Here is a 24820-nt window from a genome sequence, read left to right as displayed (position 1 = left end):
GCCCTTATGAATCAACGCCTGCGCACAAGTGTCATTTCTGCCATGCCTGAAAGGCATTGAAAATATTCTTTTTATGCAGCTATTTACGTAGATGCAGGTCAACCCATACGGCCTATGCATATGCATTTAAAGCCTAAAAATCACTACTAGCCTCTGTTGACGGAATAAACGTTGAGCCATGAAACTGCCACACTTGCCTTATCGGAAGCTCTCTACACCATGGATCTGCGCCAGCTGCGCTACTTTATTGCCCTGCTCGAGCACCGCAGCTTTGTCCGCGCCGCCGATGCCATGGGCATTACCCAACCCGCCTTCAGCCGCAGCATCCAAGGGCTGGAACAGGAGTTCGGCTGCGTCCTGGTAGACCGCGGCAACAAGGACCTGCGCCCTACCGCCGAGGGACAGGTGGTGTTACAGCACGCCCTGCGCCTGGTACAGGGCGCAGCGACCCTGAGCAATGAAGTCGCGCAGATGAATAAACTCGACGCCGGTGAATTGCGCCTGGGCGGCTGCGCCTTGGCCGCTGAGCAGTTGCTGCCCCAAGCCGTGGCGCAGTTCATTAGTGAATACCCCAAGGTCAGGACCCGCTTTCAGATCGGCGACAGCGAAAACCTGGGCCGCAGCCTGCAACGGGAAGATATCGAGTTTTTCATCGATGATATCCGCACCTTCGAAGCCGACCCCGCCTATCAGACCCTGGCCCTGACGCCGCGCCACAGCGTGTTCTTCTGCCGCCCGCAGCACCCGCTGTGCGGCAAGGACAGCCTTTCCACCAACGAGCTGTTCAACTACCCATTGGCGGGGCCGGCACTACCGGCGGGCATGCGCAAGGTGTTGGCCAACCTGAGCGGCAAGACCGATCTGGCCTTGAGTATCGAAAGCCCGCACTTGAGTGCGCTGATCCGGGTCGTGCAGCAGTCCGATGCCATTGGCATCGCCACGCTGCAGGTGCTGCAGGAAGCGTTCGATCGCGGCGAGCTGGCGCGCCTGCACTGGCGTAACCAGCCGCACAATCTGGAAAGCCTGAGCCTGCGCCCCGGCATCGTCAGCCGCAGCGGCTATCGCCTGTCGGTGGCGGCGCAAATAATGATCGAGCGGCTACAGACCCTGGATCAGCTCGGCTGAGCGAACACTCATATAACTTTTTGGGGCAACTTCCGAAAAAAGACCAAAGTACCAATGTGTAGTCTATTTCATACAACGTTATGGGAATTATCGGACGAAGCTCTCAGGTCAGCCAATTCATTGATCTGCCGTTACACCTCTCATGTACCCTTGACAGGAGAGACCACTATGAACCTGACGTTCTTCATGGATGCAAATCATTCATACAGACGCGCAATCGAAGTCGCCTATGAGAAGGCCAAAAAAAATGGCGGGGTTGATGAAGTAACTGCGCGGGAGTGCGAATGGATAATCAGCCAGCCGGAGCCGGATTATGTTTATCACGAGGTAGACCTTAGCCCGCGCCTACAGCCGGATGGATGCACATACTATAGAATGCTAAGTGGACGCGATACATGCGAACAAATAAAAATAGATGCCCGTAAGCGCGCAGCACAGAATGTCGCGAATCAAATGGATGAGACATGGAAAGATATCAAGAAGACCGCTGTCGACGTAGAACCTGAGTTATTGAACGAGCTAAGTTTCTCAGTCGACGAAAAAGGCACTATCAAACCCGTCAGCATTTCACGCCCACTCGATGCGAAAACCGAAAAGCTGCTTTTTGAATTACTGAATAATCATTCGGAATTCAAGAAAGTGGCAAAGGAGTATGTCTGGCTACTGGCAGGGCTGGTGGGACTTACGCTAGACGGCTTGTCAGCCCCATATGCCCGGCACTTTGCCGACTCTTGACTACAAGAAAGCTAACAGCATGAAACATGCCGTTAGCCTTTAACTATTACTGGATAAATTTCATCGTGCAAATTTGAGTGATAGGCACTGGGCTGCTGTTGGCAGCTGGATTGCCTCGGACAGACACGTGCCAGTGGCCGGTATTGTATGTGACTTGCCATTTGTTGATGAAGTCATATACCCCGGTAAAAATAGGGGTCACCTGGCGCCCGTGGCAGGCTGGAAAATTCACGTATTCCACGATCCCTCCCGTAACGGTGACGCGCTGCGACTCCGCCATGTTGGCGTTGGAAGGATGTTGGTCATCGGCAGTTATGACAAAATTGACGGTAGCCCCTTCAAGAAGGTGACCCGTTGAGTCCCTGATATTCGTCGCCCACATAATCTGGTCCCTGAATGTTTTTGTCCAGAACTGACTTCCGGTCGGCGGGGCTACTGTTTCGATTCTGACATAGTGCGCGTAGGGGGCTGAGCCGAAATCAATATGAAAGTACTTATCTGGGTGGAAGGGCTCTCCGACAAGGTGAGAAACTCTGAGTTGAACCTTCTGACCGGGGGTCAGCAAGGGCGTGATGACGGAGTCATACTTGGGTGCAGGTTGCCAATGCCCTGCGATGTTATACTCGACATTCCAGTAAGTCCCTTCAGTGCCTCGCAGGACATCGTTGATCATTACCTTCTGGCCGCGCAATGCCGTGAAGCTATAGTACTTCACCTCATTAGCGTTCTTTAATTTATCATAGAGTCGATTTATTTTGTCCGGCAAGTCGATGACTTGAACGGTGGAGGCCTCGACAAGCGCCTCAGTGGATCCTTGATTGCTCTTACTTTCACTTGTGTCAGTTTGCTCGCTGCTGCCTGGTTCACACTCCGGCGTGGGCAAAGCTGTGGAACCATATAAGCCGATTAGCGATAGAAAAAACGAGGTAGCAAGCATTGTCTTTTTAAGGGCGTGACTATTCATTGTAAGTCCTTTTTTATATATTATTTTTCCAATACGATGAGAACCCCGCGATACGCCAGGCACTCTTTAGTATGTGTATTAGTTATTGTTCAACTAATAAAAGGACGTAATCATTGACCCCAGTCCATGGTCAACCCTGAGGATGTAAGCAAAAGTAAGCGCGCCACATCCTTTGCCAGGTTGCGTCTGACTAGTCCAGCAGCTCCAGGTGCAGATACTCCGCCACACCCTCAGCGCTCGGCCGCTTCAGTCGCGGTACGCGGCCCAGGCAAGGCGCTGGCAGACGCTCGGCCAGGGTGGCGAGGTTTTCTTCCAGGCGCGAGGTCTTGGGGTCGATGATATTGGCCACCCAGCCCGCCAGTTGCAGGCCGTCCTGGGCGATGGCTTCGGCGGTCAGCAAGGCGTGGCTGATGCAGCCCAGGCGCACGCCTACCACCAGAATCACCGGCAGCCCCAGGCCAATGGCCAGGTCCGACAGATTGGCCTGGTCGGCCAGGGGCACGCGCCAGCCGCCCGCCCCTTCGATCAGGGTGAAGTCCGCGCCCTTGGCCAGCACCTCGCGCATTGGCCCGAGCAAGGCACTGACGGTCAGCGACACTCCGGCTTCTCGCGCCGCCAGATGCGGGGCGATGGCAGGTTCGAAGGCGAAGGGATTGACCTGGTCGTAGGTAAGGTTCAGCGAACACTCGGCCAGCAGCGCCAGGGCATCGGCGTTGCGCAGTCCTGCGGGCGTCACGTTGCATCCCGATGCCACGGGCTTACCCGCCGCCGTGCTCAACCCCGACTGCCGCGCCGCATGCAACAGGCCCGCCGCCACGGTGGTCTTGCCGACATCGGTATCGGTGCCCGCGATGAAATACCCAATACTCATCTCAGTGGCCTTATCTAGTGGTGCTGGTTACTGAGTGGGACCGGCTTTAGCCGGGAAGGCTCAGGCATGATCGACACATATTCATTGCCTGCCATATCGTCTTCCCGGCTAAAGCCAGTCCTACGGTTTTGTGTACTGCAGCCTCATCAAGCCTTTTCCAGAACGGCATAAACCACCTGGTAGGTCGCCGTCAGGCCCTGGGGCTGGCGGAAGCGTTCGTAAGCCTCGATCAGCGCCATGATCCGCGCCCGTCCTGTCAGACCGCCAGGGCGACCGGGATTGATGTTGTGCGCACCCAGCGCCTTGAGTTCGTGGGTCAGGTTACGTACATCAGGGTAGTGCAACACATGGGGTCGCACCTCCAGACTGAGCACCCGCAAGCCACTGGCCGCACACATATGCCGGTAATCATCGAGGGGGCGGAAGCGGTTGACGTGGACCATACCGTCCACCGCCTGCCAGCTCTCGCGCAGCTCGTACAGGGTGCCCACACAAAGGCTGGCAAAGGCAAACACGCCGCCAGGCTGCAACACGCGATGGGCTTCGTTGAGCACGGCAGTGAAGTCAGCGCACCACTGCACGGCCAGACTGGAAAAAATCAGATCAAAGCTGCGATCACGCAGGGGCAAGCGTTCGGCATCGCCGGCGACAAAGTGTTTCGCGCCGCCCAAAGGTTGGGCATGACGCAGCATGCCTTCGGCAATATCCACGGCCACGCCATCGCTGTTGGCAAAACGCTCGGCCAGGGCGCGACTGAAATAGCCGGTGCCGCTGCCCATATCCAGCCAGCGCGTCGGGCTCAGCTCGGCGGGTAGTCGCGCCAGCAACTGGCTGCCGACATCGCGCTGCAGCTCGGCCACGCTGTCATAACTGGCTGCGGCCCGCGAGAAGGAAGCCGCCACCTGACGCTTGTCCGGCAAGGCGCCCGGCAGTGGCGGGTTGGAGAGGTCAGTCATCGCTGGACTCGTGCAAAAAGGCCTGGATCGCCGCTGCCACTCCATGGGGGTTTTCCAGAATGAATGCGTGGCTGGCTTGTTCAATCAGGCCAACCTCAATGTCCGGCATCAACGCCAGCAGGTCGCTTGCCGCTTCGGCTGGGACCAACGCATCGAGCCCGGCAAACAGATGCATCTGCGGGCCACGATAGGTTTGCAGGGCGCTACGGGTATCGAGTTTTTGCAACAGTTGCAGGCTCGCCAGCAAGCTTTCGCCGGAGCCGTGGGGGGCGGCGGCCTTGAGCAGGCGGGCGATACCACGCGGGTCCTCGGCGCCTTGTGCGCAGAGCAGGCTGAAACGCTTTAGGGTCGTTGCCGGATCTTCGGCACAGCCCGACAGGAAGGCGTCGAAATCACTCACAGCCATAGCCTGGGGCCAGGCACCGTGAGTGACGAAACAGGCGTTGCTGGCCAGGGTCAGCAAGCCGCAGCAGCGTTCGCCACGCCGTGCGGCCAGCTCCGCCGCCAGCATGCCGCCCAGGGACCAGCCGCCCAGCCAGGCGTCGTTGGGCAGGGTGGCGTCCAGTTCGTCGAGCCATTCCTGCACGTCGCTGCTGTCCAGTTCCGGCAACGGTTCTATTTCCACCCGCAGGTGCTCATCGAGACCGCGCAGTGCCGCCGCCAGGGGTTCCAGCGGTGAGATACCCAAACCCCAACCCGGCAACAGGATCAGACGATCACGCATGTTGTGACTCCACCGCGTCCTTCGGCCCGAGCAGCGGGTAACACTGCTCCAATGCATTCAACAATAGCTGCACTTGCGCTTCGCTGTGGGCCGCTGACAGGGTCACGCGCAAACGGGCGCTGCCAGCCGGTACGGTGGGCGGGCGAATGGCAGTGACCATCAGCCCGCGTTCACGCAGCAATTGCGAAAGGCGCAAGGCGCGGTCGGCATCACCGATCAGGATCGGTTGGATCGGCGTAAAGCTGTCCATCAGGGTCAGACCCAGTTGCTGGGCGCCGCTGCGGAACTGCTTGATCAACCGCGCCAGATGCTCACGCCGCCAATGCTCACTGCGTAGCAACTCCAGGCTTTTCAGGGTCGCGCAGGCCAAAGCCGGGGGCTGACTGGTGGTGTAGATATAAGGCCGGGCGAACTGGATCAGGGTTTCGATCAGCTCTTCGCTGCCTGCAACAAAGGCACCTGACGTGCCGAACGCCTTGCCCAGAGTGCCGATCAATACCGGCACATCGTCCAGGCCCAGACCGAAGTGCTCGACGATCCCGCCGCCGTTGGCACCCAGTGGGCCGAAGCCATGCGCGTCGTCGACCATCAGCCAGGCGCCACGGGCTTTCGCGGCCTTGGCCAGGGCGGGCAGATCGGCAATATCGCCGTCCATGCTGAACACGCCATCGGTGACCACCAGGGTATCGCCCACGGCCTTGTCGAGACGGCTGTTGAGGCTATCGGCATCGTTGTGCAGGTAGCGGGAGAAACGCGCGCCACTGAGCAGGCCGGCATCCAGCAAGGAGGCATGGTTGAGGCGATCTTCCAGCACGGTATCGCCCTGCCCGACCAGCGCCGTGACCGCGCCGAGATTGGCCATGTAGCCGTTGGAAAACAACAACGCACGAGGCCGGCCGGTCAATTCGGCCAGCGCTTCTTCCAGCTCGTGATGGGGCGTGCTGTGGCCGATCACCAGATGCGAGGCGCCACCGCCGACACCCCAACGCTCCGCCCCGGCCTGCCAGGCGGCAATGATCTCGGGGTGATTGGCCAGGCCCAGGTAATCGTTATTGCAGAAAGCCAACAGCGGCTGGCCATCGACCACTACCTGCGGCCCTTGCGGGCTTTGCAGCAGTGGGCGTTGGCGATAAAGATGTTCGGCGCGGCGCGCGGCAAGGCGGGCGCCCAGATCGAAAGACATGCGGGCCTCGGGGAAGAACGATGGTGCGCGGCAAAGTGGGAGCGAATTCATTCGCTAAAGGAGTATTTCAAACACTCGGGATTTATGGGGTGTACCGATTTATTCGCGAATGAATTCGCTCCCACAATCCACTCCCATAATGGGCCCGCATGTACGCGGGCCGTTAATTGCAGATCAAACAGCCGCAGCGTCGTAGAACATCGAGCTGCTCTTCTGCTCGACCAATGCCTGCTCAATCGCCGCCTGATGCACTTCATCGGCGTGCTCTTCACGGGCTTCAGGCTGGATGCCCAAGCGCGAGAACAGCAGCATGTCCTTGTCGGCTTGCGGGTTGGCAGTGGTCAGCAGCTTGTCGCCGTAGAAAATCGAGTTGGCACCGGCAAAGAAGGCCAGGGCCTGCATCTGTTCGTTCATCGCCTCACGACCAGCGGACAGGCGTACGTGGGATTGCGGCATCAGGATGCGCGCCACGGCCAGCATGCGGATGAAGTCGAACGGGTCGATGTCTTCGGCGTTGGCCAGCGGAGTACCCGCGACCTTGACCAGCATGTTGATCGGCACCGACTCCGGATGTTCTGGCAGGTTGGCCAGCTGGATCAGCAGGTTGGCGCGGTCATCGAGGGACTCGCCCATGCCGAGGATGCCGCCGGAGCAGATCTTCATCCCGGAATCACGCACATAGGCCAGAGTCTGCAGGCGCTCGCTGTAGGTGCGGGTGGTGATGATGCTGGTGTAGAAATCCGGCGAGGTATCGAGGTTGTGGTTGTAATAGTCCAGGCCGGCATCGGCCAGGGCCTGGGTCTGATCCTGATCCAGGCGACCCAGGGTCATGCAGGTTTCCAGGCCCATGGCTTTCACACCCTTGACCATCTCCAGCACGTAAGGCATGTCCTTGGCCGAAGGATGTTTCCAGGCAGCGCCCATGCAGAAACGGGTCGAACCAATGGCCTTGGCCCGAGCGGCTTCTTCCAGGACCTTCTGCACTTCCAGCAGCTTCTCTTTCTCAAGACCGGTGTTGTAGTGGCCGGACTGCGGGCAGTACTTGCAGTCTTCCGGGCAGGCGCCGGTCTTGATCGACAGCAGGGTGGACACTTGTACGCGGTTGGCGTCGAAATGCGCGCGGTGCACCGTCTGCGCCTGAAACAGCAGGTCATTGAAGGGCTGTACAAACAGCGCCCTGACCTCGGCTAAAGTCCAGTCGTGACGCAGGGTGGCGGTAGTGCTGGCGCTCATCGGGCGGCTCCTTGGTGTTTTCTTGGCAATGGCCCGGTGGCTCGGCGGTGATAATTCACGCAGAAAGTCCACAGGCGCGACACGGATGTTTGGCATATTTAAGGAAGAGTCATGCGCTGTCAACCACAGAGCAATCATCAGGTTTACATCTGGTTAAAAAATAACCAAATCTGCCTACTATGCGATGAACGCACCGATGCGGCCCTGCCCATTTGCGTCGCCTGCGAGGCCGGGTTGCCCTGGCTCGGCGACCAGTGCCAACGCTGCGCCCTGCCGATGCCCATGGACGGCCTGACCTGCGCATCCTGTAGCAGACACCCGCCAGCGTTCAGCCAGGTTCTGGCTCCCTGGCATTACGACTTCCCCATCGACGCGCTGGTCACACGCTTCAAGCATCAAGCCCGGTGGCCCATGGGTCGCCTGCTCGCCGAACTGCTGGGGCAATTGCTGCAACACCGCTTCGACGAAGCCCTGTCCCGCCCCGATTTCCTGCTGCCGGTGCCTCTGGCCAGCAAACGCCTGCGCCAGCGCGGCTACAACCAGGCCGCCATGCTGGCCAGGTGGCTGGGCGAACAATTACAGCTGCCGGTTGCCGAACACTGGCTGCAACGCACCCGCGAAACGACGGCCCAACAAGGCCTCGACGCCAAGGCGCGTAAACGCAATCTGAGCGGGGCATTTGCCGTGGCTGATGGGCATGGCTTGCAGGGACGCCATGTGGCGCTGGTGGATGACGTACTGACGACCGGATCGACGGCAGATGTCATTGCACAAATATTGATCAAGGCCGGGGCGCGGCAGGTGGATGTTTATTGCTTGGCGCGGACGCCGAAGCCGGGGGATTGAAAACCGAGAATCCTCCTATCAGACACGATCCAGCTATTGATTTGAAATGATAGGTGAGAGCTTTTCTTTCATCCATAGACATGACACCGATGCCACCCAAACAAAGGCGCAGGAACGCTGCTAATCGGAAATTTGGCTTACACTCGGCGCTCATCCGCCACAAGCCAAACTGCCAGCCATGCCCCTGCCCACCCTCCTTACGCAACATATGGTCCACCGCCCGCAGCGTATCGCCCTGTTGCAGCACATTGCCGAGCAGGGCTCGATTACTCGGGCGGCGAAGAGTGCCGGGTTGAGTTACAAGGCGACCTGGGATGCCATCGATGAGTTGAATAACCTGGCGCAGAAGCCCTTGGTGGAGCGCAGTGTTGGTGGGCGGGGCGGTGGCGGGGCGAAGTTGTCGGCTGAGGGTGAGCGGGTGTTGCGCCTGTATCAGCGTTTGCAGTTGTTGCAGGCGCAGGTGCTGGAGGCCACCGAGGAAAGCACTGACTTGCAGCTGCTTAATCGTCTGACTTTGCATACCAGTGCGCGTAATCAGTTGCTCGGGCGTATCGACAGCATTACCCGACACGGCCATAAGGCGCTGGTGCGCCTGGCGCTGGCAGGGGACCTGTTTATCGAGTCGCAGATTACCCATGACAGCACGGTGCGTCTGCATCTGGAAGCGGGCACTGAAGTGATGGCGCTGATCAAGGCCGGTTGGTTGCAACTGCTGCCAGTCGGGCAACCCGCAACAAGTGGATACAATTCCTTGAACGGTAAAATCGAGGAAATTCTCAACGCCGAAGACGGCCCCAGCGAAGTCAAAATCACTCTGGCAAGTGGCCAGACATTGTGCGCGCTGGCAGAGCAGCCGCAGCTTTCAGCCTTGCAGCTGAAAATCGACAGCCCGGTACAGGTGCAATTCGACCCGGCCATGGTGCTGCTGGGCACCACGGTCTAGGCCGACCTGGTCACTGTTTCGCCATAATTCCGTCATCTCTCCCTGCCTAAGGTTGCGGCCACAAAATCCGCAGGGAGCCTGATGATGAGCCTGTTAGAAGAAAACCAAAGCACCGATCTCGAACAAATGGTCGTCCTTAGCCGCCGTCGTTTTATCAGCGCCGGCGCCTTGTGCGGCGCAGCCATGTTTCTGGGCGGCAACCTGCTGAGCCGCAGCACATTGGCTGCCGGTGTCAGCGAGGCCTCGAGCAAACTGCTGGGCTTTGCCAGCATCCCCGCCGCCACAGCCGACAGCATCAGCCTGCCACCGGGCTATAAGTCTTCGGTACTGATCAGCTGGGGCCAGCCACTGCAAGCGGGCGGCCCTGCGTTCGACCCAAGCGGTAAGGGCAGCGCCGAGGCTCAGGAAGTGCAGTTCGGCGACAACAACGACGGCATGAGCCTGTTCCCCATGCCCGGCGACGCCAATCGTGCGCTGATGGCGATCAACAACGAATACACCAACTACCGCTACCTGTTCGATCACGGCCAGGCGCCGCAATCGGCCGAAGACGTGCGCAAGGCTCTGGCCAGCGAAGGCGTGTCGGTCATCGAGGTGCAGCGCAAGAACGGCCAGTGGCAGTTCGTCCAGGGGTCGAAATACAACCGCCGCATCCACGGCAATACGCCAATTCGCCTGGGCGGCCCCGCTGCCGGGCATGAGTGGCTGAAGACCGCCGCCGACAGCACCGGCACCAAGGTCCTGGGCACTTTTCAGAACTGCGCCAACGGTATGACCCCCTGGGGCACTTACCTGACCTGCGAAGAGAACTTCACCGATTGCTTTGGCAGCAGCGACGCCGAGCAGAAGTTCGATGCAGGCATCAAGCGCTACGGCGCGGTGGTAGCCAGCAAGGAAATCAACTGGCACCAGCACGACGAGCGTTTCGATCTGGCGAAGAACCCCAACGAGATCAATCGCCATGGCTGGGTCGTCGAGATCGACCCGTTCGACCCGCAATCCACGCCGGTCAAACGCACCGCCCTGGGCCGTTTCAAACATGAAAACGCCGCCCTGACCCAGACCAAAGACGGTCGCGCCGTGGTGTATATGGGCGACGATGAGCGCGGCGAGTTCATCTACAAGTTCATCAGCCGCGACAAGATCAATCACAAGAATGCCAAGGCCAACCGCGACCTGCTGGACCACGGCACGCTGTACGTTGCGCGCTTCGATGGCGGCGACAGCAACCCGGACCACCCGAAAGGCAAGGGCGAATGGGTCGAGCTCACCCACGGCAAACATGGCATCGATGCCAGCAGCGGCTTTGCCAGCCAGGCTGAAGTGCTGATCCATGCGCGCCTGGCTGCCAGTGTGGTCAAAGCCACGCGTATGGACCGCCCGGAATGGATTGTGGTCAGCCCCAAGGATGGCAAGGTCTATTGCACACTGACCAACAACGTCAAACGCGGCGACGACGGTCAGCCGGTCGGCGGCCCGAACCCACGGGCGAAGAACCAGTACGGGCAGATCCTGCGCTGGCAGGAAAGTGGCGACGACGCAGCAGCCATGAGCTTTGCCTGGGACCTGTTCGTGGTGGCCGGCAACCCGAGCGTACATGCCGGCAAGCCTCAAGGCGGCTCGAGCAATATCACCCCGCAGAACATGTTCAACAGCCCGGACGGCCTGGGTTTCGACAAGGCCGGGCGTCTGTGGATTCTCACCGATGGCGACATGAGCAATGCCGGTGACTTCGCCGGAATGGGCAACAACCAGATGCTCTGCGCCGATCCGCACAGCGGCGAGATTCGCCGCTTCATGGTCGGACCGATCGGCTGTGAAGTCACCGGCATCAGCTTCTCGCCGGACCAGCGCACGCTGTTCGTCGGCATCCAGCACCCTGGCGAGAATGGCGGCTCGACCTTTCCCGAGCACCTGCCTAACGGCAAGCCACGCTCGTCGGTAATGGTGATCAGTCGGGAAGATGGCGGGATTGTCGGGGCCTGACAATTATTTGGCCAACGGGGTAATCCGTTGGAGCGAGGCTTGCCCGCGAAGAGGCCGGTACATCCGATAGGGATTTATCGTTAATAACACGGCCTTCGCGGGCAAGCCTCGCTCCAACGGGATCGGGTTATGTCATCACGTGCCGGGTGCGCTAACATCTCTGGCCCGACGCAGCCGCCTGCTGCGCGCAGGAGTCAGCATGGCCCATCCGTTCTCAACACTTACCCCCGACTTGGTGCTCGATGCCGTTGAAAGCATCGGTTTTCTCAGTGACGCCCGCATCCTCGCGCTCAACAGCTACGAGAATCGCGTCTATCAGGTCGGTATCGAAGAGTCGCAGCCGCTGATCGCCAAGTTCTACCGGCCGCAGCGCTGGACCACCGAAGCCATTCTGGAAGAACACAGTTTTACTGCCGAGCTGGCCGCCGTCGAAGTGCCCGTCGTCGCGCCCCTGGTGCATGAAGGTCGCACCCTGTTCGAACACGCCGGCTTCCGCTTCACTCTGTTTCCCCGCCGTGGCGGCCGTGCGCCGGAGCCGGGCAATCTCGATCAGTTGTACCGCCTGGGCCAATTGCTCGGGCGCCTGCATGCGGTCGGTGCGACCAAGCCGTTCGAACATCGCGAAGCCCTGGCAGTGGAAAACTTCGGCCATGCCTCGGTCAACTACCTGCTGAACAACGACTGTATCCCGCGCAGCCTGCTGCCAGCCTACGAGTCCGTGGCCAAGGACCTGCTCAAGCGCGTCGAGGATGTCTACGCCAGGACCACCCATACCAATATCCGCATCCATGGCGACTGCCACCCCGGCAACATGATGTGTCGTGACGAGGTGTTCCATATCGTCGACCTCGACGACTGCCGCATGGGCCCGGCGGTGCAGGATATCTGGATGATGCTGGCCGGTGATCGCCAGGAGTGCCTGAGCCAGCTGTCGGAGCTGATGGACGGCTACGGCGAGTTCCACGACTTCGACCCCCGCGAACTGGCGCTGATCGAGCCGCTGCGCGCCCTGCGCCTGATGCACTACAGCGCCTGGCTGGCCCGGCGCTGGGACGACCCGGCGTTCCCCCACAGCTTCCCCTGGTTCGGCAACGAGCGTTATTGGGGCGACCATATCCTCGCCTTGCGCGAGCAGATGTCGGCGCTGAATGAGGAGCCGTTGAAGCTGTTCTGATCGACCGTGGGACCGGCGTTAGCCGGGAAAGCGTCTTCTCGGCTAACGCCGGTCCCACAGAGTACCCACATCACCTGCCATTCAAAATAAGGTCCACCTTTACCAAGGACGACACATGCAAGCCGCCAACCCGCGTCGCGGGTACATTCTGGGCCTGACAGCCTATATCATCTGGGGTCTGTTCCCGATCTATTTCAAACTGCTTGCCTCGGTGCCTGCCGTGGAGATCATCGTCAACCGGGCCATCTGGTCGGCGATTTCCGGATCGTTGCTGCTGTTGGTGTGGAAACACCCCGGCTGGTGGCGTGAACTGCGCGAGAACCCGCGCCGACTGGCGATCCTGGCAGGCAGCGGCACGCTGATCGCCTGCAATTGGCTGATATATGTTTGGGCAGTGAATAATGATCGCATGGTCGAGGCCAGCCTCGGCTACTTCATCAACCCGCTGGTCAACGTGATGCTGGGCATGCTGCTGCTGCGTGAGCGCCTGCGGCCGCTGCAATGGCTGGCGGTGGGCCTGGCGGTGATAGGGGTGGCGCAGCAGGTCTGGCAGGTCGGCAGCCTGCCGTGGGTGTCCCTGGCGCTGGCGCTGACCTTCGGTTTCTATGGCCTGATTCGTAAACAGGCACCCGTCGCCGCCTTGCCGGGCCTGGTGGTGGAAACCTGGATACTGGTGCCGCTGGCCCTGGGCTGGTTGTTGTTCAATCCCCTGGCTCACAGCGCCCAACCGCAGTTCTGGACGACATCTGAAGCACTATGGTTGGCGGCTGCCGGGCCGATCACCCTGGTGCCGCTGGTGGCTTTCAATGCCGCTGCCAGACATTTGCCCTACACGACGCTAGGCTTTTTGCAGTACATCGCTCCGACCCTGGTACTGACCCAGGCGGTGCTACTGTTCAACGAGCATCTGGCACCCGCGACCCTGGTGACCTTCGCCTTTATCTGGGCGGGTCTGGCGGTCTACAGCGTGGACGCCTGGTTCAATCTGCGCCGCAAAGCCTGATTCAAGCGCGAAAACCTGTACAAAAAACAGCCAGGCCGCTGCAAGCCAGATTATTCCTGGCTTGCAGGCATCGCTCCCAAGGTTATCCACAGCCTCGTTAAAGCTATTTGTGCACAACCACGGGAAACTGGTTGTTTTTTGATCAGTTCACGCAACCCCTTGTAAAAACTGGCGTGCAGCCTCGTCTATACAGGTTATCCACAGGCAGACGCAGGAAAACGTGGGATAACCTCAGTCTTCCTTGAGCACCAGTTCCACCATCAGGTCATCGGCCAGGGTTTCCAGGTGTTTCTGCAGGGTTTCCAGGGGCAGGGTCAGGGGCATGCCGAGGATCGCTTCGGCGTGGAACAGCATCTCGCTGCTCATCGGTGCCGGGCGTACATCGGTCACCAGACGCTCGACGTTGACGCCCTGCTCGGCCAGCAGGCGGGTAATCTCGCGGACGATACCGGGGCGATCATTGCCCACCAACTCCATGTTGATGTGCTTCCATACAGCGGTGGGTTCAATATCGTTTTCGGCAAACAGCACCTGGATGCCATGCACGGCCAGGTCGCGCAGAGCTTTTTTCAGCTCGGCCTGTTGCTCGATGGCGATGCCGATACGCACGATGCCGGTGAATTGCCCGGCCATGCGTGCCATACGGCTCTCCAGCCAGTTACCCTGATGATCGCCGATGCATTGGGCGATACGTTCGACCAGGCCCGGTCGGTCTGCGGCAAAAACGGTGACGACAATATGGTCCACAGGTCGATTCCTCATGTCCTGAATGTTGGGCAAGTATAGGCAAGGCCCGGCAAAGCGTGGCAAGGCCGAAAAACGCAAATCGTGTACAAAATGAAGTGTTATCTGGAACAATCGCCCACTCGTTTGCGAGCATCGGTCTCCTTAACGTGACTAACGATGCCAATCCAGTCGTTTGGTGACATCCTTCAGTCTCATTTTCACGTCGCCAATCATCATGTAGTATCCGCCGTCGCGCACTACATAATTGTTGGCGCTAACAAGACAGCGCTCCCAGAAGAACGCTAAAGCTGAGCAGAGTGAGGCAAATGCAATGACTGAACCCGTTCAAGTCGGTGGCCTGCAGGTCGCCAAAGTGCTGTTCGACTTCGTAAATGACGAAGCCATTCCGGGCACCGGCCTCGATGCAACTGAGTTCTGGAACGGTGCTGATGCGCTGATCCATGAACTGGCGCCCAAGAACAAAGCTCTCCTCGCCAAACGTGATGACTTGCAGGCAAAAATCGACGCCTGGCACCAGTCCAATGCCGGTAAGGCCCACGACGCCCCGGCTTACAAAGCATTTCTTGAAGACATCGGTTATCTGCTGCCAGAAGTAGCGGACTTCCAGATCTCGACGCAAAACGTCGACGAAGAAATCGCCCACATGGCCGGCCCGCAGCTGGTTGTCCCGGTGATGAATGCCCGTTTCGCCCTGAACGCCTCGAATGCGCGCTGGGGCTCGCTGTACGACGCACTGTATGGCACTGATGCCATCAGCGAAGCCGACGGCGCGGAGAAAGGCAAAGGCTACAACAAGGTCCGCGGCGACAAGGTCATCGCCTTCGCCCGCGCCTTCCTCGATGAAGCTGCGCCACTGGCCGCAGGCTCCCATGCCGACTCCATCGGCTACAAACTGATCGACGGCAAACTCGTCGTCACCCTCAAGGGCGGCAGCAATACCGGCCTGAAAGACGACGCACAGTTGATCGGTTTCCAGGGCGATAGCGCCGCGCCGACCACCGTGCTGCTCAAGCACAACGGTTTGCACTTCGAAATCCAGATCGATGCCGCAAGCCCGGTCGGCCAGACCGACGCCGCAGGCGTCAAAGACGTGCTGATGGAAGCGGCCCTGACCACCATCATGGACTGCGAAGACTCCATCGCCGCCGTCGATGCCGATGACAAGGTCGTGGTTTATCGCAACTGGCTGGGCCTGATGAAAGGCGATCTGTCGGAGTCGGTGTCCAAAGGCGGCAGCACCTTTACTCGCACCATGAACCCCGACCGCGTCTACACCTCACCCACCGGTGAGCCGGTGACGCTGCACGGTCGCTCGCTGCTGTTCGTGCGCAACGTCGGTCACCTGATGACCATCGATGCGATCCTCGACAAAGACGGCAACGAAGTGCCCGAAGGCATTCTCGACGGTCTGCTGACCAGCCTCGCGGCGATCCATAACCTCAAGGGCAATACTTCCCGCGCCAACAGCCGCAGCGGTTCGATGTATATCGTCAAACCGAAGATGCACGGGCCGGAAGAAGCGGCGTTCACCAACGAACTGTTCGGCCGTATCGAGCAGGTCCTGGGCCTGGCGCACAACACCCTGAAAGTCGGGATCATGGACGAGGAGCGCCGCACCACGGTCAACCTCAAGGCCTGTATCAAGGCTGCCAGCGAGCGCGTGGTGTTCATCAACACCGGCTTCCTGGACCGCACCGGCGACGAAATCCATACCTCCATGGAAGCCGGCCCTGTCGTGCGCAAGGCGCAGATGAAAGCCGAGAAGTGGATTGCGGCCTACGAGAACTGGAACGTCGATATCGGCCTGAGCTGCGGCCTGCAAGGCCGTGCGCAGATCGGTAAAGGCATGTGGGCCATGCCCGACCTGATGGCGGCGATGCTGGAACAGAAAATCGCCCACCCACTGGCCGGCGCCAACACCGCCTGGGTGCCGTCGCCAACCGCCGCCGCCCTGCATGCCCTGCACTACCACAAAGTCGACGTGTTCGCCCGCCAGGCCGAACTGGCCCAGCGTGCCCGCGCTTCCCTGGACGACATTCTGACCATTCCCCTGGCGCCCAACACCCACTGGACGCCGCAAGAGATCAAGAACGAGCTGGACAACAACGCCCAGGGTATCCTCGGCTACGTCGTGCGCTGGATCGATCAGGGTGTGGGTTGCTCCAAGGTGCCGGACATTAATGACATCGGCCTGATGGAAGACCGTGCGACGCTGCGTATTTCCAGCCAGCACATCGCCAACTGGCTGCGCCACGGCGTGGTTGATCAAGCTCAGGTCATGGAAAGTCTCAAGCGCATGGCGCCTGTGGTCGACCGGCAGAACGCCAATGACCCGCTGTACCGCCCGCTGGCTCCGGATTTCGATAGCAATATCGCCTTCCAGGCGGCGGTGGAACTGGTGGTTGAGGGTGGCAAACAGCCTAACGGCTACACCGAGCCGGTGCTGCACCGTCGGCGTCGGGAGTTCAAGGCCAAGAATGGGTTGTAAGCTGGCAGATCACAACTGATGTGGGACCGGCTTCAGCCGGGAAGACGCTTTCCCGGCTGAAGCCGGTCCCACAGCCGCCCCCTATGCAAAACCTTACGCCATCCCCAGTTCCCGCTTCACCAATTTCAATAACTGCTTGGTATTGATCGGTTTGAGCAGGAAATCCACCACGCTCAGATGCATGGCATCAATGGCATCGCGCACGCTGGCGTCGCCGGAAACGATGATGATCGGTAGCTCCGCGCGATCGGATTCGCGTACCTGGCGGATCAGGTCCAGGCCGCTGCACGGCACCATGCGCAGGTCGGTAATCAGCAGCGCAATGGATTCGCGCGCCTGAAGCAGATGCAGGGCGCTATTGCCACCGGCTGCGGTCAGGCAACTGATATCGTTGAGGCTGAGGATTTCGGCCAGCACTTCACGCGCTTCCCTGTCGTCGTCGACGATCAGCACCCGTTGCGGTGAATCGGGCACCGGGGCCAGCATGACTTCGTTGAGGGCTTCGCGCTCTTCGTCGCTCAAAATATCGTAGTCAGACATAGACATCTCTTCATTCCCTGCAATCAACGACGTGTAAGTGTCGCAGCCAGTACTAAGACTTACGTCCAATGGGCACCGTTGTGCAAGCGGTCGACCATTGTTTACAAATAAAAAAGCGCGGTACAGGTCATGAGCAAAGCGGACGCTTTCACCCAGGCAGGCAAAACAGCAGTGTTGCAGAACATTCATGGGACGATGCAGTTTCTGCAAAAGTTTCCGCCGTTCAACCTGATGGAGAACGCTCACCTCGCCTATCTGGTCGAGCAATGCCAGCTGCGTTTTTACGCCGCCGATGAGAGCATCATCAAGCCTGGCGATGGGCCAGTAGAGCACTTTTATGTCGTCAAGCAGGGCCGCGTAGTCGGCGAGCGCCCGCACACGGCCAAGGGCGGAACCGAAACCACCTTCGAAATCACTACCGGCGAGTGTTTCCCCCTCGCGGCATTGTTGGGTGAACGGGCTACTCGTACCGAACACCTGGCCGCCGAAGACACCTTCTGCCTGCAACTGAATAAACCGGCGTTCATCAAGCTGTTCGGCCTGTCCAATACCTTCCGCGACTTCGCCTTGCGCGGAGTCAGCAGCTTGCTCGATCAGGTCAACCAACAGGTCCAGCAGCGCGCGGTTGAAACCCTCGGCACCCAATACTCGCTCAATACCCGCCTAGGCGAATTGGCCATGCGCCATCCGGTGATGTGCAGCCCGCAAACACCGTTGCGCGAAGCGGTGAGGATGATGCATGAGCATCAGGTGGGCAGCATCGTCATCGTCGACGAGCAGCAGGCGCCCCTGGGAATTTTCACTCTGCGCGATTTGCGTGAGGCGGTCGCGGACGTCAACGCCGATTTCGGCCTGCCGATCCAGCAGCGGATGATCCAGGCGCCCTTCCATCTCAGCCCCGAAGCCAGTGCCTTTGATGCCGCCATTGCCATGACCGGACGGCATATCGCCCACGTTTGCCTGGTCAAGGACGGGCGCCTGTGTGGTGTGGTCTCCGAGCGCGACCTGTTCTCGCTGCAACGGGTTGACCTTGTGCATCTGGCGAGGACCATCCGCAATGCATCGCGCATCGAACAACTGGTCAATCTGCGCGGCGACATCGTTCAGTTGGTCGACCGCATGCTCGCCCACGGCGCCTCGTCGACCCAGATCACCCAGATCATCACCCTGCTCAACGACCACACGGTGTGCCGCGTCATCGAGCTGACCCTGGAAGAAAAAGGCGACCCCGGCGTGCCGTTTAGCTGGTTGTGCTTCGGCAGCGAAGGCCGCCGCGAGCAGACGCTGCACACCGATCAGGACAACGGCATCCTGTTCGAGGCCAAGGACGCCGCCGAAGCCGCGCAGATCCGTGGTCTGCTGCTGCCCATCGCCGAGCGCATCAATCAGGGCCTGGCCCAATGCGGCTTTACCCTGTGCAAGGGCAATATCATGGCGGGCAACCCGGAACTGTGCCTGTCGCGGCTGGAATGGGCGCGGCGTTTCAGTGCGTTCATTCGCGAAGCGACGCCGGAGAACCTGCTGGCCTCGAGCATCTATTTCGACCTGCGGGTGGTCTGGGGTGACGAAAGCGGTGGGCAGCAACTGCGCCGCAGTATTCTCGACCAGGTGGCCGACAACCGTCTGTTTCAGCGCATGCTGGCAGAAAACGCCCTGCGCCAGCGTCCGCCCGTGGGCCGTTTCAAGGACTTCGTGCTGACCGGCAAAGGCAGCGACAAAGACACCCTGGACCTCAAGACCGCCGGGCTCACACCCTTCGTCGACGGCGCCCGGCTGCTGGCACTGGCCAATGGCATCGAAGCCAACAACACCCTGGAGCGCCTGCGCCAGCTGGTTGAACGCGAAGTGATCGACCCGCTGGACGGCGCCGCCTATGAAGAGGCCTATCACTTCATTCAACAGACCCGCATGCAACAGCATCAATTGCAGAGTCGGCAGAACCTGCCCTGGTCCAACCGGGTCGACCCCGACAGCCTCAATCACCTGGACCGGCGCATCCTGCGCGAGTCTTTCCGCCAGGCCCAGCGCCTGCAAACCAGCCTGACCCTGCGCTATCAACTATGAATCTGTTTGACTGGCTACGCCCCAAGGCCAAGGCCGCGCTCCTGAGTTCCGAGCAAGAGCGGCGCCTGGGCCAACTGCACGCTTTTACATCCCTGAGCGAACACAGCCTGCGGCAACAACGCTGGGTGGTGGTGGATCTGGAAACCACCGGCCTGAACATGAGCCGCGATCAGGTGCTGTCCATCGGTGCCGTGGTTATCGAAGACGGCGCCATCGACCTGAGCCAGCAATTCGAGCAGACCCTGCTGCGGGTCGCTCACAAGCCCGGCCCCGCCGTGCTGATCCATGGCCTCGGCCCCAGTGCGATTGCCTCAGGCAACGAACCGGCCGAAGCGCTGCTGGACTTCATGGAGTTCGTCGGCGATAGCCCGCTGCTGGCCTTCCATGCGCCGTTTGACCAGCACATGCTGGGACGCGCCCTGAAAGACAGCCTCGGCTATCGTCTGCAACACGCCTTTCTCGATGTCGCCGAGATCGCGCCGATGCTTTGCCCCCAGGCCAACTTCCGCCAGGCAGGCCTGGATGACTGGACCGGTTTTTTCGGCCTGCACGCCGAAGAGCGCCATCATGCCAGCGCCGACGCCATGGTCACCGCCGAGCTGGCGCTGATCCTGTTCAGCCACGCCCGCCGCCAACAGATTGACAGCCCGGCGCGGCTGGAGCAGTGCCTGGGGCAATGGCGGCGCAGAAAGCAGTCGCATTCCTTCTGAGCGCCCATGCCAACCTGTGGGAGCGAGGCTTGCCCGCGAAGAGGCCAGTACATCCGATACATTTTCGGAGCCTGGAACATCCTTCGCGGGCAAGCCTCGCTCCCACAGTGGCCCACCTGACAAATTTCGACGACTGGAGCGCAATAGATAATCACTACCAATTGCCAGCATCGATATGCTCTGACACAATCGCGAATAATTCTCGTTAAATGATGTTACACACTCGGGGCTATTCGTGTCGTCAGTGCAAAGTTCTCAACGCGAGCTGGTAGGGACGCTGTATCGCGACCACCGTGGCTGGTTGCTGACCTGGCTGCGACGCAATGTGGCGTGCCCGCAGCGCGCCGAAGACTTGAGCCAGGACACCTTCGTGCGCCTGTTGGGCCGTGAAGCGTTCAATGACCCGCGTGAACCCCGCGCCTTCCTCGTCGCCATCGCCAAGGGCCTGTTGTTCGACTATTTCCGTCGCGCTGCCCTTGAGCAGGCGTATCTGAACGAATTGATGCTGATTCCCGAAGGCGAACAGCCGGGCCTGGAAGAGCAGCACCTGATTCTCGAAGACCTCAAGGAAATCGATCGCCTGCTGGGCAAGCTGTCGAGCAAGTCCCGTGCGGCTTTCCTCTATAACCGTCTCGATGGCCTGAGCCACGGCGAGATCGCCGAGCGACTGGGGGTTTCCGTGCCCCGCGTGCGCCAGTACCTGGCCCAGGGCATGCGCCAGTGTTACATCGCCCTGTACGGCGAACCGACATGACCCGCTTCAATGCCCATCCCGTTTCCGCCAAAGTTCTGGATGCCGCCATCGCCTGGCATTTGTGCCTGGACGGCGACAACGGCAGCGCGACCGAGCGTGAAGAATTCAATCAGTGGCTCGGCGCCAGTGAAGAACACAGCCGCGCATGGCGGCAATTGGGTCTGCTCGATCAACGCTTTGCCATTGGCACAGGTCCCGCGAGGCGGGCCTTGCAGCACAGTGATGAAAGTGCCCGGCGCAAAGTGCGTACGCTGCGCAGCAGTTTCTTCGGCATGTTGCTGGTCGGTGGCCTGGGTCTACTGTTGAGCAATACCCGTTATCTGCCAGTGGATTATTGGCTTGCCGATCAGCGAACGGCCACCGGCGAGCAGCGCAGCGTGCGCCTGGCCGATGACACCCTGGTGCGACTCAACACGCACAGTGCTATCGATGTACGTTTCGACGGCAAGGAGCGGCGGATCATTCTGCAGGACGGCGAAATCCTCGTCGAAACCGGCAGCCATAACGATCCGCGCCCGTTTATCGTCGAAACCCGCGATGGCCGCATGCATGCGCTGGGTACGCGCTTTCTGGTCAAGCGTGAAGACGACGACACCCTGCTCAGCGTGCTGCAATCGGCGGTCGCGGCCCATCCCCAGGCCAGCGAGCAGGAACAGATCGTTCACGAAGGCCAACAACTGCGTCTGAGCAGCGACAGCCTCAGCCCGCTGACCGCCCTCAATCCCGGCGCCGATGCCTGGACCCGGGGCATGCTGGTGGTGGACAACGCACGCCTGGGCGACCTGATCACCGAGTTGGGCCGCTATCGCATCGGGCATCTGGGCGTGGCACCGGAAGTAGCCGACCTGCGCATTACTGGCAGTTTCCCACTGAACAACTCCGACCTGGCCCTCAAGGCCCTGACCCCGACCCTGCCCGTGCAGATCGAACAGCACACGCCGTGGTGGGTAACGGTGGTGGCACAGACGCCAAAACCTGGAACCTGACCCGTTGGAGCGAGGCTTGCCCGCGAAGGGAGTGTTCCTGACGACACATTTATTTCGGATGTACTGGCCAATACTCACAATGTGGGAGCCGCCTTGGTGGCGATCGAGTGCGAAGCGCTCGCAAAAGCGGCAGTGACTGATCTGCCGCTATCGCCAGCAAGCCGGCTCCCACAGGTTTTATTCCGTATCGGCAATCTAAATCAAAATTATTTTCGATCAACCCTATCACTTTCCCATTCTCGTTCGGCACACAGACATTGAGTACCGTTTCCCTCCAGGAGCCTCCTAATGTCCCGCGCGCTTGAAACCCTGTTGCGACCCAGCCTGTTGGCTGTTGCCATTGCCCTGACCACTCCCCTCGCCAGCCTGTCGATCCAGGCCGCCGAGCAGGCTTCCAGCGTGCGGGCCTACAACTTGCCGGGCGGTTCGCTGTCCACGACCCTGAACCAGATCGCCAGTCAGGCCGGTATCGCTCTGGCCGTTGATCCGTCTCTGGTCGCCGGACGCACCTCAGCGCCGGTACAGGGTCAGTTCGACGCCACCGGCGCCCTGCGTCAGGCCTTGCGTGGCAGCGGCCTGCAACTGGTACAAAGCAGCGCAGGCAGCTTCAGCCTGATGGCCGCGCCGGAAGGTACCGTGGCCCTGCCGGAAACCACCATCCAGGGTCAATCGGCCGGTGCTGAAAGCGCCTGGGGCCCGGTGGAAGGTTATGTCGCCAGCCGCACCGCAGCCGGCACCAAGACCGACACCGCCCTGGCCGAAGCGCCACGCTCGATCTCCGTCGCCACTCGCGAGCAGATGAAAGACCGCGCCGTGCAGAACCTCGACGACGCCGTACGCTACATGCCGGGCGTCACCGCCAGCAGCTACGGTAGCGATAGCCGCGCCGAGTGGCTGAAAGTCCGTGGCTTCGAGCCGACCCAGTTCCTCGACGGCCTGGCACTGCCCAAAGGCGCCTACGTGATGCCGAAGCTGGAGACCTGGGACCTGGAACGCGTCGCCCTGCTGCGCGGCCCGGCCTCTTCGGTCTATGGCCAGACGCCGGCAGGCGGCATGCTGGACATGGTCAGCCGTCGTCCTGAAGCCACCGCCAGCCACGAAATCCAGGCTCAGGTCGGCAGCTATCAGCGCAAGCAGATCAGCTTCGACAGCACCGGCCCTATCGATGACGAAGGCCGTTTCGAATACCGCGTCAGCGGCGTGGTCCGTGACAGTGGCACCAGCGTCGAGCACATCGACGACAAGCGCTACAACCTGGCCCCCAGCCTGACCTGGAACATCGACCCGGACACCAGGCTGACCTTCCTCAGCCAGTTCAACCGCGACGATACCGGTATCACCAGCCAGTTCCTGCCACTGGAAGGCACCAAGCTGTCGACGCCAGCCGGCAAAGTGAAGTATCACGAAAACCTGGGCGACCCGAAGTGGGAGTTCTACGACAAGACCTATTACGCACTGGGTTATGCCTTTGAACACCGCTTCAACGATGTCTGGCAGTTCAAGCAGAACCTGCGCTATACCAAGAGCGATCTGTCGTTCCAGGGCATCACTGCCGGTGGTTATTACGGCTCGGTCAGCGCTGACGGCACCGTGGCCCGCGGCGCCAACGTCGTGAACGAAGACATCAGCCAGTTCGCCGTGGACAACAATTTCCAGGCCGATTTCAATACCGGCATCATCCGCCACACCGTATTGCTGGGCCTGGATTACCAGCGCATCAACCACAACTACAAGTGGGAATACGGCAACGCGCCGACCAGCAACATCATCAACCCGCTCTACGGCCAGGACTTCAGCAAGGTCTCGTACACCGCGTACCAGAACTACAACCAGAAGACCGACGATACCGGCCTCTACATCCAGGACCAGATGGCTCTGGATAACTGGCGCCTGACCCTGGGCGGCCGTCAGGATCTGCTGAAAACCGATTCGACCTTCTACAACATGAGCGACGCTCACGATAAGCGCACCGACAGCCACTTCAGCGGCAACGCGGCGCTGAGCTATGTGTTCGACTCCGGTTTCACCCCGTACATTTCCTACGCCGAGTCGTTCGAGGCTGAACAGGGCGGCAGCGACGGCAAGGCTTATCAGCCAGGCACCGGCAAGCAATATGAACTGGGCCTGAAATACCAGCCACCGGGCAGCGACATCCTGTTCACTGCCGCAGTCTACGACCTGACCCGCCAGAACATCGTCCTCTCCGACACACTCGGCAACACTCGCCCATTGGGTGAAGCCAAGGTTCGCGGCCTGGAGCTGGAAGCCGTTGGCAACGTCACCGAAAACCTCAAGCTGACGGCGTCCTACACCAACGCCAACACCAAGATGACCAAGGTCGGCAACCCGCTGGACAAGAACCGTCCGCTGCCGCTGACCCCGGAAAACCAGGCGTCGGTCTGGGCTGACTACACCTTCCACAATGGTCCATTGGCAGGTTTCGGCATGGGGCTGGGCGTGCGGTATATCGGTGAGACCGATAACATCGCCATCGGCAGCCTGGGCTTTGTCCGTGACAAATCCGACGGCCATACCAACGACTACACGCTGTGGGACGGTGCCGTGCACTATGACCTGAGCTACCTGAACCCGTCGCTCAAGGGCGTCAGCGTGGCAGTCAACGCCAACAATCTGTTCGACAAGGAATATCTGTCCACCTGTGACGGCTTCTACTGCTACTACGGCGACCGCCGCAACGTAATGGCCAGCGTCGACTACAAGTGGTAAGAAACACCGAGTCAATCCGGGGGCCGCTGCGTGATCAGCGGCCTTTGGCTTTCTGGAAAAC

General features: G+C 60.2%; 21 protein-coding genes. 13 read left to right on the top strand and 8 right to left on the bottom strand.

All coding sequences use genetic code 11. The annotated features are described in order from the left end of the window. Positions 1-219: 219 nt before the first annotated feature. On the top strand, positions 220-1125 hold the full coding sequence (locus AC1Z24_RS02040) for a LysR family transcriptional regulator (RefSeq protein WP_483746503.1): 906 nt from the start codon (positions 220-222) through the stop codon (positions 1123-1125). Between the two features lie 168 nt (positions 1126-1293). Further along, positions 1294-1860 carry a hypothetical protein gene (locus AC1Z24_RS02035; protein ID WP_483744374.1) on the top strand — a complete coding sequence of 189 codons (567 nt, stop codon included), beginning with the start codon at positions 1294-1296 and terminating at the stop codon, positions 1858-1860. A 46-nt stretch (positions 1861-1906) separates the two neighbouring features. Here the strand turns inward: AC1Z24_RS02035 and AC1Z24_RS02030 are convergent, their stop codons facing one another. The 6 genes from AC1Z24_RS02030 to bioB all read right to left on the bottom strand — a co-directional run bounded on the left by AC1Z24_RS02030 (position 1907) and on the right by bioB (position 7791). Continuing rightward, on the bottom strand, positions 1907-2824 hold the full coding sequence (locus tag AC1Z24_RS02030) for a hypothetical protein (RefSeq protein WP_483744373.1): 918 nt from the start codon (positions 2822-2824) through the stop codon (positions 1907-1909). A gap of 190 nt (positions 2825-3014) precedes the next feature. Beyond that, a complete protein-coding gene (bioD, locus tag AC1Z24_RS02025) occupies positions 3015-3695 on the bottom strand; it encodes a dethiobiotin synthase (RefSeq protein ID WP_259108158.1) in 681 nt (226 codons plus the stop codon). A 146-nt stretch (positions 3696-3841) separates the two neighbouring features. Continuing rightward, a complete protein-coding gene (gene bioC, locus AC1Z24_RS02020; protein WP_483744372.1) occupies positions 3842-4651 on the bottom strand; it encodes a malonyl-ACP O-methyltransferase BioC in 810 nt (269 codons plus the stop codon). Further along, positions 4644-5375, bottom strand: coding sequence for an alpha/beta fold hydrolase (locus tag AC1Z24_RS02015; protein ID WP_483744371.1), 732 nt, complete (start codon positions 5373-5375; stop codon positions 4644-4646). The genes bioC and AC1Z24_RS02015 overlap by 8 nt, the downstream gene beginning before the upstream one ends. Further along, the gene (gene bioF, locus AC1Z24_RS02010) at positions 5368-6558 is read right to left on the bottom strand and encodes an 8-amino-7-oxononanoate synthase (RefSeq protein ID WP_483744370.1); all 1191 of its coding nucleotides are present in this window, start codon (positions 6556-6558) and stop codon (positions 5368-5370) included. Before bioF ends, AC1Z24_RS02015 begins: the two co-directional genes overlap by 8 nt. Before the next feature lie 174 nt (positions 6559-6732). Continuing rightward, the gene (gene bioB, locus AC1Z24_RS02005; RefSeq protein WP_483744369.1) at positions 6733-7791 is read right to left on the bottom strand and encodes a biotin synthase BioB; all 1059 of its coding nucleotides are present in this window, start codon (positions 7789-7791) and stop codon (positions 6733-6735) included. A 111-nt stretch (positions 7792-7902) separates the two neighbouring features. On the opposite strand from bioB, the gene AC1Z24_RS02000 reads away from it, so the two are divergent. The 5 genes from AC1Z24_RS02000 (at position 7903) to rarD (ending at position 13743) form a co-directional block, all read left to right on the top strand. Continuing rightward, entirely contained in the window at positions 7903-8637 is a 735-nt protein-coding gene (locus tag AC1Z24_RS02000) for a phosphoribosyltransferase family protein (protein ID WP_483744368.1), read from the top strand. A gap of 178 nt (positions 8638-8815) precedes the next feature. After that, on the top strand, positions 8816-9580 hold the full coding sequence (locus AC1Z24_RS01995; RefSeq protein ID WP_483744367.1) for a TOBE domain-containing protein: 765 nt from the start codon (positions 8816-8818) through the stop codon (positions 9578-9580). An 84-nt stretch (positions 9581-9664) separates the two neighbouring features. Continuing rightward, a complete protein-coding gene (locus tag AC1Z24_RS01990) occupies positions 9665-11566 on the top strand; it encodes a PhoX family protein (protein WP_483744366.1) in 1902 nt (633 codons plus the stop codon). Positions 11567-11765: 199 nt separating this feature from the next. Then, positions 11766-12740: a serine/threonine protein kinase gene (locus tag AC1Z24_RS01985; RefSeq protein WP_483744365.1), complete on the top strand. Its 975-nt coding sequence runs from the start codon at positions 11766-11768 to the stop codon at positions 12738-12740. Positions 12741-12855: 115 nt separating this feature from the next. Next, a complete protein-coding gene (gene rarD / locus AC1Z24_RS01980) occupies positions 12856-13743 on the top strand; it encodes an EamA family transporter RarD (protein WP_483744364.1) in 888 nt (295 codons plus the stop codon). 231 nt (positions 13744-13974) lie between these two features. Here the strand turns inward: rarD and AC1Z24_RS01975 are convergent, their stop codons facing one another. Continuing rightward, positions 13975-14490 (bottom strand): glycine cleavage system transcriptional repressor, encoded by a 516-nt coding sequence (locus tag AC1Z24_RS01975; RefSeq protein WP_483744363.1) that lies wholly within the window; start codon positions 14488-14490, stop codon positions 13975-13977. Positions 14491-14800: 310 nt separating this feature from the next. Between AC1Z24_RS01975 and AC1Z24_RS01970 the strand changes: the two genes are divergently transcribed. Beyond that, the gene (locus AC1Z24_RS01970) at positions 14801-16978 is read left to right on the top strand and encodes a malate synthase G (protein WP_483744362.1); all 2178 of its coding nucleotides are present in this window, start codon (positions 14801-14803) and stop codon (positions 16976-16978) included. Positions 16979-17071: 93 nt separating this feature from the next. Here AC1Z24_RS01970 and AC1Z24_RS01965 read toward each other — a convergent pair whose 3' ends face one another. Further along, positions 17072-17518 (bottom strand): response regulator, encoded by a 447-nt coding sequence (locus AC1Z24_RS01965; RefSeq protein ID WP_483744361.1) that lies wholly within the window; start codon positions 17516-17518, stop codon positions 17072-17074. 129 nt (positions 17519-17647) lie between these two features. Between AC1Z24_RS01965 and AC1Z24_RS01960 the strand changes: the two genes are divergently transcribed. The 5 genes from AC1Z24_RS01960 to AC1Z24_RS01940 all read left to right on the top strand — a co-directional run bounded on the left by AC1Z24_RS01960 (position 17648) and on the right by AC1Z24_RS01940 (position 24759). After that, positions 17648-19582: a putative nucleotidyltransferase substrate binding domain-containing protein gene (locus AC1Z24_RS01960; protein WP_483744360.1), complete on the top strand. Its 1935-nt coding sequence runs from the start codon at positions 17648-17650 to the stop codon at positions 19580-19582. After that, a complete protein-coding gene (locus AC1Z24_RS01955; protein WP_483744359.1) occupies positions 19579-20292 on the top strand; it encodes a 3'-5' exonuclease in 714 nt (237 codons plus the stop codon). Before AC1Z24_RS01960 ends, AC1Z24_RS01955 begins: the two co-directional genes overlap by 4 nt. A 235-nt stretch (positions 20293-20527) precedes the next feature. Then, on the top strand, positions 20528-21046 hold the full coding sequence (locus AC1Z24_RS01950; protein WP_259108117.1) for an RNA polymerase sigma factor: 519 nt from the start codon (positions 20528-20530) through the stop codon (positions 21044-21046). After that, complete coding sequence (locus AC1Z24_RS01945; protein ID WP_483744358.1) at positions 21043-22032, top strand: FecR domain-containing protein; 990 nt, start codon at positions 21043-21045, stop codon at positions 22030-22032. The genes AC1Z24_RS01950 and AC1Z24_RS01945 overlap by 4 nt, the downstream gene beginning before the upstream one ends. 288 nt (positions 22033-22320) lie before the next feature. Then, on the top strand, positions 22321-24759 hold the full coding sequence (locus tag AC1Z24_RS01940) for a TonB-dependent siderophore receptor (protein WP_483744357.1): 2439 nt from the start codon (positions 22321-22323) through the stop codon (positions 24757-24759). Positions 24760-24820 lie beyond the last annotated feature (61 nt).

This window comes from Pseudomonas sp. JL23 (assembly GCF_056933585.1).
The sequence above is the reverse complement of the archived record's forward strand: the minus strand, read 5'-3'. Positions and strand labels throughout refer to the sequence as shown.